13 protein-coding genes are annotated in these 14,314 nt (G+C 38.4%); 1 reads left to right on the top strand and 12 read right to left on the bottom strand.

What is annotated here, in order from left to right; genetic code table 11:
• Positions 1–148: 148 nt before the first annotated feature.
• Entirely contained in the window at positions 149–1,591 is a 1,443-nt protein-coding gene (locus tag H8Z82_RS10085; RefSeq protein ID WP_186995044.1) for a DUF4367 domain-containing protein, read from the top strand.
• Positions 1,592–1,679: 88 nt separating this feature from the next.
• Here H8Z82_RS10085 and H8Z82_RS10080 read toward each other — a convergent pair whose 3' ends face one another.
• From H8Z82_RS10080 to H8Z82_RS10025, 12 genes are all read right to left on the bottom strand, one after another.
• A complete protein-coding gene (locus H8Z82_RS10080) occupies positions 1,680–3,428 on the bottom strand; it encodes a M56 family metallopeptidase (RefSeq protein WP_186995043.1) in 1,749 nt (582 codons plus the stop codon).
• A 6-nt stretch (positions 3,429–3,434) separates the two neighbouring features.
• Entirely contained in the window at positions 3,435–3,824 is a 390-nt protein-coding gene (locus tag H8Z82_RS10075) for a BlaI/MecI/CopY family transcriptional regulator (protein ID WP_055153430.1), read from the bottom strand.
• A 132-nt stretch (positions 3,825–3,956) separates the two neighbouring features.
• Positions 3,957–4,799 (bottom strand): hypothetical protein, encoded by an 843-nt coding sequence (locus H8Z82_RS10070; RefSeq protein ID WP_186995042.1) that lies wholly within the window; start codon positions 4,797–4,799, stop codon positions 3,957–3,959.
• A gap of 209 nt (positions 4,800–5,008) precedes the next feature.
• Positions 5,009–5,431: a response regulator gene (locus tag H8Z82_RS10065; RefSeq protein WP_243176441.1), complete on the bottom strand. Its 423-nt coding sequence runs from the start codon at positions 5,429–5,431 to the stop codon at positions 5,009–5,011.
• A gap of 207 nt (positions 5,432–5,638) precedes the next feature.
• Complete coding sequence (locus tag H8Z82_RS10060; RefSeq protein ID WP_330607914.1) at positions 5,639–6,889, bottom strand: HAMP domain-containing sensor histidine kinase; 1,251 nt, start codon at positions 6,887–6,889, stop codon at positions 5,639–5,641.
• A gap of 70 nt (positions 6,890–6,959) precedes the next feature.
• A complete protein-coding gene (locus tag H8Z82_RS10055; RefSeq protein WP_008703658.1) occupies positions 6,960–7,664 on the bottom strand; it encodes a response regulator transcription factor in 705 nt (234 codons plus the stop codon).
• Between the two features lie 11 nt (positions 7,665–7,675).
• Positions 7,676–8,452 carry a C39 family peptidase gene (locus tag H8Z82_RS10050; RefSeq protein ID WP_173684563.1) on the bottom strand — a complete coding sequence of 259 codons (777 nt, stop codon included), beginning with the start codon at positions 8,450–8,452 and terminating at the stop codon, positions 7,676–7,678.
• Complete coding sequence (locus H8Z82_RS10045; RefSeq protein ID WP_186995040.1) at positions 8,436–9,287, bottom strand: CPBP family intramembrane glutamic endopeptidase; 852 nt, start codon at positions 9,285–9,287, stop codon at positions 8,436–8,438. Before H8Z82_RS10045 ends, H8Z82_RS10050 begins: the two co-directional genes overlap by 17 nt.
• Before the next feature lie 217 nt (positions 9,288–9,504).
• Positions 9,505–11,340 (bottom strand): hypothetical protein, encoded by a 1,836-nt coding sequence (locus H8Z82_RS10040; RefSeq protein WP_243176440.1) that lies wholly within the window; start codon positions 11,338–11,340, stop codon positions 9,505–9,507.
• A gap of 6 nt (positions 11,341–11,346) precedes the next feature.
• Positions 11,347–11,838, bottom strand: a complete 492-nt coding sequence (locus H8Z82_RS10035) for a sigma-70 family RNA polymerase sigma factor (protein ID WP_025577142.1) — start codon at positions 11,836–11,838, stop codon at positions 11,347–11,349.
• 283 nt (positions 11,839–12,121) lie between these two features.
• The gene (locus H8Z82_RS10030; protein WP_186995039.1) at positions 12,122–12,562 is read right to left on the bottom strand and encodes a hypothetical protein; all 441 of its coding nucleotides are present in this window, start codon (positions 12,560–12,562) and stop codon (positions 12,122–12,124) included.
• Positions 12,563–12,770: 208 nt separating this feature from the next.
• Positions 12,771–14,309 carry a L,D-transpeptidase family protein gene (locus tag H8Z82_RS10025; RefSeq protein ID WP_186995038.1) on the bottom strand — a complete coding sequence of 513 codons (1,539 nt, stop codon included), beginning with the start codon at positions 14,307–14,309 and terminating at the stop codon, positions 12,771–12,773.
• Positions 14,310–14,314: the final 5 nt, after the last annotated feature.

Genomic DNA, 14,314 nt, shown 5'->3' with positions numbered 1-14,314 from the left:
ACAAAAATATGGTATGAAAGTAGAAGAATAGTTCCTGTTCACATGTTACAGAAAATGCAGGAAACAGGAACATAGAAACAGAATAAGAAACGACGTTATTGGAGGGGAAAAGTGGAAAATTAAGGCAGGAATTACAGGAGGTGTCAATATGAGATTAGAAGATATGAAAAACGATATTCCCGAAACACCGGATTTTATCCATAATATGATTCAAAACGAGGTGGCAAAGCAGCTGGCGGATAATAAAGTGTCGAATCTGCGAAGAAGAAAACGATGGACAGCTCCGAAAGTTGCCGCAGTGGCAGCTGCGTGTGCACTGGCAGTTTCCACGGCAGTATATGCAGGAGTAAATCTGTATCACTGGTTTTTGGAAAAACAGGGTTCTTATGGTGTTTCAGTCAAAATTGATGCTGGTGATGCAGTAAAGAAAACCGAGCTTCCAGATGAGGTTCCAGAGGTGGATCTGTCTGCTAAATATGTTCCGGAGGGCATGAGCTGGATTGACGAGTACCATCTCCAATATCCTGAGCATGACATGACTGGCGGGTTCAGTTTTTCATTTGTCCTGTTGGATAAAAATGATCTGGGACAGGTAGTACAGGATCAGAATGTTATTGATAGTGAAGAGCGTACATTTGGGAAATACCAGGGGATATATCTCAAATATAATAGCATTACCGAAAGCGGGGCTCTTAACCAGAGAATTTATCTTGTCTGCCCGGATTTATATCGTGTGCTTATGATCTACATCGGAGATGATGTGCCAAAGGATGAAGCCATAAAAGTTGCAGAGAATCTGGTGATTGAGGGAAACACGACTATGGTAAAGACCGCCGGATTGCCTACATGGAGCGGAGAGATGATATCTGAAAAGACAGAAGCTGATAATGATGAAATAAGTACTTCTGTAAATGAGAAAAAACTGCCTATTTACCAAATTGGTGACACCTTTGATCTGGATGTGATTGGTGAAAACACAAATGGTGAATATCTGGAAAAAACGATTTCTGCAAAGGTAGATTCTGTTCAAATTTCTGATGATCTTCAGCTTCTCGATCCGGACAAAATACCACAAGAATGGGCGGAAGCCATTGATGCTGATGGAAAGCTATCTACAAACACATTGAATTATGTGAAATCTGGCGACGGAATCGATTCCCTGGATGAAATTGTGAAGTCAGAGGAAGTGAATCAGAAACTGGTCTATGTTACAGTTACCTATACCAATCATTCAAATGAGGAAATCGACCATATGCTTTATCTTGGTGCTTTACTGACCCTGACTAAGGGAAATGGAAAAGTACAGCTTTACATTCCAACAGAACAGGCCGGCGATGGCTATGACTACATTAGCTGGGACGGCGTGGCAAAGACTGGAGAAATGGTATATTATAGTGTCTCTGAAAATTATGGCAATGGTAGAAACTACATTTCCTCTATAAAACCAGGCGAAAGTGTACAGCTGAACATGGCCTGGATCGTAAATGAAAGCGACCTCAAAAATCTGTATCTGAATGTGACTGGGGACGGAGCTTCGTATGAGTTCTCTGAATATATACTGAAAAAGGGACTGGTAGATATTCGCCAATAATGTGTCATCGTTTATGATCCCATTTTTTATATGTCATATATGAAAAAAGCGTTTTTCGATTCCTTTTGGTTTCGAAAAACGCTTTCTTTTATTCTGTATAGATGTTCCCATTCTCATCCGTCCAGGTGCCGTCACCATTGTCTGTGTATCCGACCCCATCTGCGTCACAATAGTAATAATCTCCGTTTGTTGTTTCTTTTACAGTAACGGTACCGTTACTGCCCTGGAGTTCATGCTGTTCCAGTTGGTTTCCGGAATAATAATCTTCGTCATTCCAGGTACGATATGAATTGCCATTGGCATCTGCCCAGTTTCCATCTCCCTGATAACTGTATCGGCTCCCATAATCATCAGAATAGGTCCCATCTCCGTTATCGTAAAGAACTCTGGATTCTTCATCTCCTCCACCCGGTGCTACAATTGATGCTACACCGAAAGTAGTAGTGAATCCACTGGTATATGGTACGCCTGCTGGCAGATTTTCATAAGATGAAACAGACTCGTTGTTGTCAGAGGTAATTCCATCATCGGTCGTTTCACTTACCTGTCCGCTGTTTTCCATGGCAGGTTCATCATTTGTTTCCGCATCCGCTTTTTCCTCTTCATCTACAGAATCCTCTGTATCTGCAGTCTCTGTCACTCCTCCTTCGTCCTGTGTTTCAGCAGCTTTCTGCATAGTTACCATTTCAGAAAACGGTGCGTAATCCGGTACATTATTTTTCTCTGTATCTGCATTTTTTTCAATACCAGACTTCTCCGTCTCTACTGAAACTTTATCTGTCCCTGCAGAAACATTAAATACCAGATTACCGCCTGCAAGCAGCAGTGTCACAAGAATTCCTGGAATAATTCCTCTGCGAAGCTTCCGAATGTTCACCATATACAGAATCCGATCTTTAAACACCATTTCGCTGTCATTAAGACTTGCTGTCACATATGGAATCTGATTTTCCATGGCCACTGTCCTGAGAAGCAGCTGTCGATATAATTTATGTTCCTTTTTATTAACTCTGCGAACAACTGCTGTATCACACAGATTCTCAATATCCTTATCCGCTTCTTTCAGCATGATAAGAAGAAAGGGATTGAACCAGTATATCGATGCACAGATTCGAAGGAGCATCTTATACCAGAGATCCCGATGACAATAATGTGTAAGTTCATGGTAAAAGATAAGTTTTCTTTCTTCTGCTGAATACCCGGCTGCTGGTAGATACAATTTTGTATGAAAAAGTCCCGCAAGAAGCGGTGTGGTAAGACCTGCGTTTTGCCTGAGCTCCGGTCTTCTGCGTACGTGCTTCTTTTGACATGCTGCACGGTACATCTGAATACTCACTGTATCACTTACCTGCAGACTCATCCGTTCCAGATTCCTTATAGAAAAATAATATGCCAGCAATTCTCCTGTCAGTTTAAGTACCGCTACGCTCAGCCAGACGGCAGCAAAAATCACAGCCACAATTCCCATCCATTTATCTGATTCATACCTGACAGTTCTCTTTTGTTCCGGGATTTCTGTCAGATTTTTCATGTCATTACTCGCAGATGATACGGTTTCTGTTATCTTCTGACTTTCCTCTGATCTGACTGCGTAATCCGTTATCTTCGGGTTTTGCGTATTCTGTTGACTGCTTCTAAGTACTTTGAAATCCACCAGTGCCAGATTCGCCGGAAGGCGCACCGGAACACAAAGGCTTATCGTAATCAACAGCCAGATAAAGTACTTCCATCTCGCTGATACACGTCCTTTAAACAGAGTCGCAAGCACTTTTACCAGTAAAATTACTACTGCTGCAATAATGTTCAGTTTCAGAATGTGCAGAACAAGAACCTCCATAATTCGCTATTCCTCCCTGTCCTCCAGGTTCTTAAGAAATTCACTGAGATCCTGGACTTCTTCCGAGCTGATTTTCTTTCCATGATAAAGTGAAGTTACAAACTTTTTTAGTGAATTCCCATAAAGTTTCTCAAGAACACTCTGGCTTTCATGTGCCTGATAATCTGACTGCGAAACCAAGGGTGTATACAGATTCATTTTTCCCTGTTTCGTCACTTCCACGAAATTTTTGTTCTCCAATCTGGTCAGCAATGACAAAATTGTTGTTGATGCAAGATTTTTCTTCATATTGATCACTTTCTCAATCTCCGGTCTGGTCATCGGCGGAGTATTATTCCAAAGAACGAGCATAATATCCAGCTCTGATTCCGGAAGTCTCTGGTAAGTTTTTTTCACTTTTTCACACCTCCTGTTACATATTTTCTACAAATGTAGGAATAATTCTATTTTACCACGGTTCACGGAAATGGCAAGGGCTTTTGCACAATTTGCAAATACCCTTGCCATTCCTACAGCTACTAACCACTATCAGTCTATTTCTGTATAACTGTTGCCATTTTCATCACTCCATGTCCCGTCTCCGTTGTCCGTAAATCCTGTACCATTTTCGTCCTGGAAATAATAATCACCATTTGTAGTTTCCGTAACCGTCACAGTATTACCGTTTGCATCCTGAAGATCATGCTGCTCCAATGTATGTCCCAGATGATGAGTGTCATCATTCAGAGCTGAGTAGGTATTTCCATTTTCGTCGGTATAAGTTTCATCCCCATTATCGGTATAGTTCATTCCATCATCTCCACGATATTCACAAGAATAATCTTTGTGAAGAATGTAATTAATCTCAATGGTATTTCCATCACTGTCAACTAATGTCATTGGGGAGGTAGTAAGGATATCTGAATCTCCTCCTGACTTCTGACTGGCAGTATCTGTAGTTGCCTTATCAGAATCATCAGAAGAATCATCTGTCTGGTTTTCGTTCTCCTGTCTGGTAAGCGAAGGATTTCCGGGATAAGAAATATATTCTACAAATTTTCTGACGTCACTGATGTCATCTGCATCTTTTGCATATCCCACTGCCATGTACAGGCTGTTTCCCTCTGAATAAATTGTCTGATAGCAGGCATCGTATGTGTCATTGCATTTGGCAATCCCTGTTTTGACATCCTCCAGCGAATATTTATAGATATTTACATAATCATTTCCGTTCGTATAGCTTGCATAGGTACCTTCAGTATCTGCTTTTTCCCATTCAGATCCAGCCGGCGGCTGTGTATGGAAATCGTTATTTCCTGCTGCCATAACCGTTGCCGCTGAAAAAATCCCAAGTGTTGCTACCGTCATAAGTGTCATAAGTTTTGTCTTCATCGTGGATTCTCCTAGAATTTTATTTTCTACATCTGTAGAATTTAATTGTATTCTACAACTGTAGAATACAATTGTCAATTCTTTTTTTATATATCCTTTTATTTCTTTTATCATCTTTTATTTTAATAAATTTGCGTATAATCATTCCGCACCACACCCTGTTTCTATGGCTGAATCAAACTAATAAGAATGTTACTGTTATGTTATTGTTAATTGTATTTATATCTGCTTAAGGCACGAATCAGTTTTTCTGACTCCAGTGGTTTGATAAGATATTCGTCCATTCCGGCTTTCAACGCTTTACTCTTGTCTTCTGCAAAGGCATTTGCTGTCATGGCTATAATCACAACAGCAGATGCATCACTTCTGTTCATTGTGCGTATTTCTCTGGTGGTTTCCAGACCATCCATAACTGGCATCATAATATCCATCAGAATTACATTGATCTCACCAACACCTGATTTTTCAAATGCTTCAACAGCTTCCTTACCGTTTGAAGCCTTTGTAATTTCTGCTCCTGCATTTGTCAGAAGGAATTCCGCAATTTCCATGTTCAATTCATTGTCTTCAGCCAAAAGGATTCTCATACCTTCAATTGATACATCGTCTTCCTGCCTTTCTGACTGCTTCATATCAGCAGAAATAAGGAATGGAAGCTGTACCATGAATACTCTTCATTTTTACTTTTGCCAGTTTTATTTCCGGTACTCCTTCAGAAATGAGCATAAAAAGCGCCATAGGTTTTTTCCAATGCCTATGGCGTGTAAATAATTTTCTACTCTGCGGATACCTTGTTTATGATTGTCTGCCTGAACAGGCATCTATGCCAACAGATTTCTCTATACTTTTGAAATTTTATGATACTCTTTTTTCTCTGGAAAATACAAAACTATACAATAAGTTAAATCGTCTGCGTTAACTTCCATTCGCCCATCCATCTGCTCCATCATAATAGAAATATTCTGCAACCCAATCCCTGTTTTTTGATGCTCAGAATCAAACCTGGTAATACTATTTTGAATACTGATTCCTACTTCTTCATTCCCATAACAAAGCTGTATACATACCTCATTTTCATGTTTTCCATATTTTTCAATATTAGAAATAATATTATTCATAATTCTGCCAATAAAATCTGTATTTATACATACAGATATCTGTCTCCACTCCAACCGATCTGTATTTACTTTAAATCCTTCATATTCCAGTAAAGCACACAGTTCAGAAAGATAATCTCCAAAAGCACACATAATATCTTCTGCAGGTTCCAGTTCTATATGGTGTCGTGAATTTACAAAAAAATATTCAAACATCTGCTCCGACAAATCTCTGATCTGAAGTACACGATCAAAGGCTTTATTTATATATTCCTGAGTAACCGCACCTTCTTTTTGCTGCTTTTTTAGAATCTCAAGATATGCCATCAAACCAGTCAGAGGAGTACGCAGATCATGTGACATTCCTAACACCAGCTTCTCCTGTGCACTCTTCAGGTCATACTCTATCTGCTCTTTTTTCACCAATGTTTGTCTCATATGTTCCAGTCCACTGGCTAACTGTGCAATTTCATCTGTTCCATGAACAGTTACATTCCCCTGCAAATTTCCTCTGCTGATTATATTTACCTCTTTCATAAGGCATTGTATATATTTTACATTCTCATACATTCCAGATACAACAATTCCAATACACGCCGCGACTCCAAGTACAACAGAAAAGACCATCAATATGTTAAAATATTTATCCGCTGTTCCTTCATATATATATACATCTGCCGTTCCATCCTTAAATGAAATTCTGTGGTACATTCTCCATGTCAGATTTGGTATTTCTCTGCTGCCATACATAATTTTTCCGTTGTAGGAAATATCAAACAACAGCCATTTTCCCCTTGAAATCGTGAAGTCATCAATATTTCGTTCTGTACCCCATTTTTTTAACATTTTATAATCAGATGCACTCAACTTATTTTGTGTGACATATTCCTGAAGTTCTTCTGCACGTTCTGTCTCTTCAGCATAAACATATCCTGTACGAAAGAAAAAGCGTTGCAGTAACCCCTTTCCCCCGAAATATGTCACGCTTAACACTAATAAACCTGCTAATAACCCCTGCATAAGATAGCAAATTATCTTGCCTGTCAAACTATTTCCGCAAATTTTATCCAAGGCGATATCCCTTTCCCCATACGGTTTGAATCATCTTTGGCTTTTGTGGATCATCTTCGATTTTCATTCGTAATCTTCGGATATGCACCATAACAGTATTTCCAGATGAATATAAGAACGGCTCCTCCCACAAACTCTCATAAAGATTTTTTACCGAGAATACCTTTTTCGGGTTTTCCATCATAAGCAATAAGATTCTGTATTCCATTTCTCTGAGACTGATTTCCTTTTCATTGCGGAATACCTCATTACATTGAGTATTCACTTTTACTTTTCCATATTCAATCCAATGTTCTTTTGTCTTCTCACCTTGTAATGTCTGACTATATACATGATATCTTCGTAGTAACGCTTTAACCCGGGCAAGAAGTTCCGCATACGAAAATGGTTTCACGAGATAGTCATCACCTCCTGCCATAAGTCCGAGTAATTTATCAGATTCCTGACTTTTGGCTGTCAGAAACAACACTGGAACATGTGAGATTTTTCGAATTTCTTCACAAGTTTTTATCCCGGATATTCCCGGCATCATAATATCAAGAATAACAAGGTCAATATCATCTGATACTTTTTTCAAACACTGATATCCATCCTCTGCTTCCTGAACAATATATCCCTCACCTTCAAGAAGTATCCTCACTCCTTCTCTAATTGCTGCATCATCTTCTACAACCAAAATATGATTATCCATTTTCATCCTTTCGTCTTCTAAACTGCATATACCCATATTTGCTGACATTGAGAAATCAGGGTCGTATATTCCCATTTTTTTGAACTGTTTGTATAGCTGAATGGATCGTTTACAGAAAATTTCTTTCTGGAATAATCATAAATAACAATAAAATGCCCTGAATTTGTAAAATCTCCGGGACCCATGGCACAGATTATCAGATTTCCATCTTTAAGTCTGTCGGCCATTTCCTGTTCTCCCAGCATATCAAATTGCGAAGCAATTACACCGTAATCCAAAGCAGCTTCTCTCATGAATTTCCAGGATGTTCCAATACCCTCTACATAATATCCCTCGTTCATGGATTTTTGCGCAAGCACAGGTGGTGTTGCCTCTGTATTTCTGGTTAAACTGTATATTACCATTGCCATACACGTCGGACCACATCCGGAAATTCCTATATCACTTGTTCCATAAGGTTCATATCCCCATCTTTTATCCCATTGAATAAATAAAGGAACTTTTTTCTTCCGTTCCTCAAATGTAAGTCCTTCAGAAGACTTCTTATGTACATCATTGTATCCTTCGACAAATTCCAGCATTTCCGGATTTCTTTTTAAATCCTCTAAAAGAATATCCGGATAATTTTCTGTATGTAAAAATATCTTCTTCCACTCTGCACTTTCCATTATCTGTTTTTTGTAAGCGTCTGTCAATATAATACCCTCTTCAGTTTTTTTTGCTCTTACTGTCACAACTATCCATGCTGCCAGAATTAAAATCAGAAGAATAATTTTACTACAACTTTTTCCCATATGTTTTTTTCTTTTTTTCATCATAAATCACCATTAATATGATCCCGGTAAATCCTGCCATTGTTGGAATTGAAGCTGTAAACCCTACCGAACCATTAATTCCTGTAAGCAACATATTTTTACTGTTTACAGTATACATCCATATTGCAGGAAAGTTCTGTGCCACATCAATATGAAAGATCTGGCTTTCTCCTGATAGAATATTATACAGACAATGAATCATAACCGAAGACCATATAGAACCTGTCTGCTCTGTAACAAGTGCCAATGCAATTCCTGCAATTTCAACAGAAATAATCATCATAATTACTTTTTTTATATCAGAAGTATCAATCCCATCAAAATGATAAACAGCGAATAAAAAACTTGAAACAAGCACTGCACATTTCTTTCCAAAAGTATTCTGAAGCAGTCTTAAAATCATACCACGAAAGACAATTTCTTCTGTTACTGCCGCTTTAATACCTGATGATAAAATAGAAATTGTAACTACATCTATGATTTCTTTATATGTAAGGTTTCCTTTTTCAAATGTTCCCTTTGTAAAAAATATATAAAAAAGGCATATTAATACCGGCATTAATACCGCTGTTATACACCACTTTTTTTTCGGAAGCGGCATTCCTAAAAACAAATCCTGCATTTGAATTCTTATAATATACTTCGTATATAAATATATCATGGTCAGCAGGCTCAAAATCGCAAATGTCACATATAGAATTCTCACATATGGATTCTTCTCACATATCCCATATGCAAATGCTATACTAAATTCATCCGTAAGCTGAATAAGAATGAATGCTATTGCAATATGGAACGTACATTTTATTTTCATAAATGCTCCTTTACTTTTCTCCTCATGTATTATTTTCTAAGAGTTATCTCTTAGAATGTACTTATACAATAACATTTAATTCTTACCTGTTCATTTAACTGTACCTTAACTATTCTTAACTATCTTCAAGCAGATGCAAGGCCTATGACGAAAGCTTTGCCTTAGAAGCTATAGCATCATCCATGGTCATGTTCCCCATAAAATTTGTTTTTCATGTCTACCATCCAAATGCGTCCCGGATCAAAGCCCCGGTTTCTCCGTCTATATAAAACAATTCCTGTTCTTCTGGTGAATCCTTCCATTGGTAGGGACAGCAAAAACTCCATACAGGTCTGTAAACAATTCCATCTGCAGTTTCATCAATATAATATTTCAGGCGGATTTTCGTAACTGGAATCGTGATTGGTTCTGTTTTCTCCGTCGTGTCCTCTTCCGTAAAAAATCCGATTTTTCCTTCTTTTACATATTGTTCCACCGATTTCATAATTTCTTCCATGGGAAGCATAGTAACTGTTTCTTTCTCTTTCACCTGAAGCGGGATTGGTATTTTGAAATAGCAGTCTTCAGGCTTGAGACCAAATCCTGTGCTTCCCTGATAATGATACTGAGAAAGTCCACCTGCCGGTATTCCATTCAACAGAACTTCTATGTCGTAATAATCATATCCTTCCGTCATGTCGCTAATTGATTTTCTTACAGAAGTTCCAGCTAAATCAGCTTTGGAAAACAGTTGATTTATAATATTTAATTTCTCATCTTCCGTATTCTCGCCTAAAAATCCCAGATTTTTTTCACTTAATCCATCACACTCTATCATCCCATCCGAAATAAATAACTGCAGTCTTTTTTCTTTATTTTCCCAGACTGTTTCATCTGTTACAGATTTTTCCCATCCATCTTTCCCGCCAAACCAGGAGCAGATGTCTTTCTCTGATATATTGCATTTTTTCAGAACTCCCTTTGAAACGTCATCAGTATTTCCGGTAATATCAGCTTCTATTGTAAGGGTTCCTGATTTCCCTGGCAGAGAAGCTGTTACATGGTTTTCCTTTACCTGCAACATTGTTTTCTCCGGATCATATTTTTCATTTACACTCGTAGTATTTGACGAACTTTCCAAATCTGTTGTGTTCTGCGTACTCTCACCCGAAGATGGTTCTACTCCGGTGTCAGCAGCCTGCAATTTCCCTTCTTTTCTATATTTTTCAATGATGTCCCTTACTTCATCCTTTAATGGAAGGGTTAACGTAAGAGTCTGAGGCGTATATCCTCTGTAAACGTCCTCCGCAGGAAGTGCATAAGAAACCCTTCCTTCTGAATCTGTAAAAGAACCAGTTTTAAAAATCTTTTCGTAAGCTTCAGTGTCTTTCCAGGTATAATAAATCTTACCGTCATAAACAGGATATGCCTGAATAGTCATGGAAAGTTCTACTTCAGAATCTTCTTTTAATATTTTCTCAATCAAAGCGTCATCATACAAAGTAATATGCCCATAATAAAGATCTTCTCCTTCTATTTTATTTAAAGAAGCCAGTGCATCTTTTCCATTCACCGTTGCATGATCACGGCAAGTGATCATATAATTCTTTGCCTCATTGGAAGGTTCTCCCACAAAACTTAAACCGCCGCCATCAAAATACGCTTCTTTAACAGTCAGCATGGCCTGATTCCAATCGACCGTCTCGGGAGTTATTGGATAAGAAGTAATATTTTCCACATTTTCTGCAGTTGACTCAGGTTCTGTGACAACCATTTGAGCTGCCTCCTGTTCAGCGACCCCCTGTTGTTCAAGTTCTTTATACAGTCGTCCGATATTTGTTGCAAGTACGCCTGTACTAACTCCTAATATAACAGCTACCGGAAGAAGAATCCGAATTATTTTTTTCTTATTTCCTGAATTTTTCGTTCTTTCTCCATTTGTTTTTTTACTTAAAGCCCCCGTTGTTTTCTCGTCTGGGGAATTTAAAATTCCGCTCAGAACATCTTCCATGGCTTTATCAATATTTTCCGGTATTGCAGTTTCTTCTTTTAAAATCCTTCTGATTTCTTTCATATAGTCTCACCTCCTGATCACCTTTTTTAATTTTGCTCTTGCCCGGGAAAGTTTGGTTGATACGGTATTGCTGTTCATTTCAAGAAGGGCACTGATTTCCTTAACTGAAAACTCATCAAAATAATAGAGTTCCACGATTTTCCTACTTTCTTCATCCAGGCATAAAAGCAATTGTTTCCATTCACAGAGATTCAGTTCTTCACAATGTACACCTTCTGCAAAATCATCCAGTTCTGCTGCATGGTTCTTTTGGCGGAGAATGTCCTTGCACTCATTTATAAGGATCCGCATCAGCCAGGTTTTAAAATACTTCGGTTCTCTCAGCCTCTGTATATTTTCATAGCAGGATAGGATTGTATTTTGCAGGGCATCTGCAATATCCTGCTCATCCCGAAGATAAATCCAGGCAGTCTTATACAAGCTCTGCTTATTCATCCGGATTAATCTGACAAATGCCTCTTTATCTCCATTTTTAGCCTCTGTTATTAAAGCATCCATAAAGTACCTCCTTTTCTTCTTATAATTATTAGACTTGAAAAACAGCCATTTGCTTTCAAGAAAAAAATTTTATAAAAAACGCCATAGGTTTTCGATACCTATGGCGTGTAGATATAGGGAAAAGCTGTCTTTTTTATCGGCAGTGGAATGTTTTCTGTGTTTGTGCCAGATCATCCAAATCATATGAGTGAATTCCTAATGCTTCTAAATCCATTATCCATTCCTGAACTTCATATCCCAAAATATCTGCGAATATTTTTTTCAATATTCTTCGTCTTATCAATTATCTTGTATATGATTCGGTGTCTTTTCCGTCATATACAAATACTTTTATATCCGTATTTTCACCAACATCAGCATGAATACCTACCGTGTGTTCTTTATCTGTAACGTTCAGAAAAGAATAGCAGCCACCCGCAGGAATCCTGCCAGATACGAGTTCCTGTTTTCCTTCGCAGAGCAAATACACAATAATGTCAAAATCGTTTCTGTTCTGAACCGTCAATACGCCTGTTTTGGATAAAATTTTTGCATCAGAATATGTAATTACATAAGAATCAGGCGTTGACTCTTCCGCACAGGTTACAGAACAATCCCACTGTATCGCGGCATTTGCTTTTCGACAGGCTTCTGAAGACTTATATGTTGAAAACATAATCATTGTACTTATAGCAACAATACTAATAATGACCAACACTATTGTCACTTTTTTCTTCACAGTCATCACCTCCACACACAGTTCAATTTGTTACCCATATGATATCATATCTTTTCTTCAATTACATTACCTAATTTTAATACACGGCATAATTCTCTCCGGCAGATTGAAAACATATTAATTAAAGCCGTCTGGCAGAACACAAAGGGCAATGAAGAACAGGAGCCAACAGCATTACAACTTAGCTCCTGTCCTGTTCATCTTGAATATAGAATTAGTAAAAACAAATTATCGGGACATCATACTGAATAAGACTATAAAGCTGCCCGGCATTTTCCGGGGGAAGATTGATGCATCCATGAGAACCACCTGTAAGATATCTGTCACCACCAAAGTACGGCTGCCAGTCTGCATCATGAAAGCCAATTCCTCCATTGAATGGCATCCAGTACGTTACCGGCTGTTCATAAGAATAGGTTCCATTTGCTGTCATTTCACCTCTCAGCACAGACGGACTGCTCTTTGAATTCAGTGTGAATATTCCAGGGGGTGTTTTTCTATCCGGATCACCTGGCAGTCCGGATACGATTTCTGATTGAAAAATAATATTTCCATTCTGATAATACCACATATACTGCTCTGTAAGATCTACCTCTATATATGTATCTCCGAGATCATTGATCCCATGTGCATTTGCTCTCATAGAATATACCGGTTCCCTGGTTGTCTGAGTTCCTGACTGAATTTCCTGCATGAGCTGTGCTACTTCCTTGTCCTGATCAATCTTCCATCCATAAGCTGAGCCATATACATACACAGTCCTTCCGCTTGTGGTCTCAAATTGTCTTTCAGTGCCAACTGTATCATGATCTGCTGCAAGCTGTGCCACATAATCCACTACATGCTGCCTGAAGGCTCCATCATCCGGAAGCAGCTGCCCTTTCTCGTCAAACTGCAGCCAGTTTTTGATGGTATTCCCGTCAAGTGTTACCGTTTCATCTCCAAATGTATATGTGATATTTGCTTTTGCCAGGCTATTATACATATTTACCATATTCTGAAGTTCTGAACTATCTCTCGTCACATCTGCTTCCTTATAAGCCTTTGGATTGCTTCCCAGATCTACATCTGCCGCCTCATTATCAATTGCTCCGCTTATCATCTGATAAGCTTCCTTGGCATTTAATTCACTCCCTTCTGTCTCTGGAACAATAGTAAATTCTGAATTAGAAAAACTTACATATGCATTTTCCGGTGCTATCTGATTCTCTTTTTGGGCACAATTTAATAAACTTACCTGTTCCTCCAGCTTTTCCCGACTGAAAACAGTCTCTTCTTGAACCATATAATTTTTCGTTTCAAAAAAACCTCTGATCCATTCCCATGGTTTCTGAGTCTTCAGCAGCTGAAGGATTTCCCCGCTGGATACATATTGATAATCAATGTCTTTCCCTGTGATAGTCTGAGGTTCCTGCATCCTTGCACTTACCTGAATAACATAGTTATCCTTTTTCCCTGCAATCTCCTGCTCAACTTCATAAGCTGTCTTATTTGAACTGTCAATTCCATTGATGGTCGTACCCAAAAAGAAGTGATATGAGTAATAATAAGATATACCTGCATACACACAACAGCTCATAACCAAAATCGTCACTATAAGCATTACAACTATTTTCATAATTTTGTTTTTCTTTTTGTCTGAAGATACAGTAGATCTGAATTCAGACTTGTCTATCGGCACATAAGTAATTGTTCCGGGTCTTGCCGATTTTGAAGTTCTTATTGATTGCCCCATCACTTCTTTTTGTCTCATATCTT

The organism is Blautia difficilis, assembly GCF_014297245.1.
Lineage (GTDB): Bacteria > Bacillota > Clostridia > Lachnospirales > Lachnospiraceae > Blautia_A > Blautia_A difficilis.
This window is presented reverse-complemented; position numbering and strand designations above follow the sequence as displayed.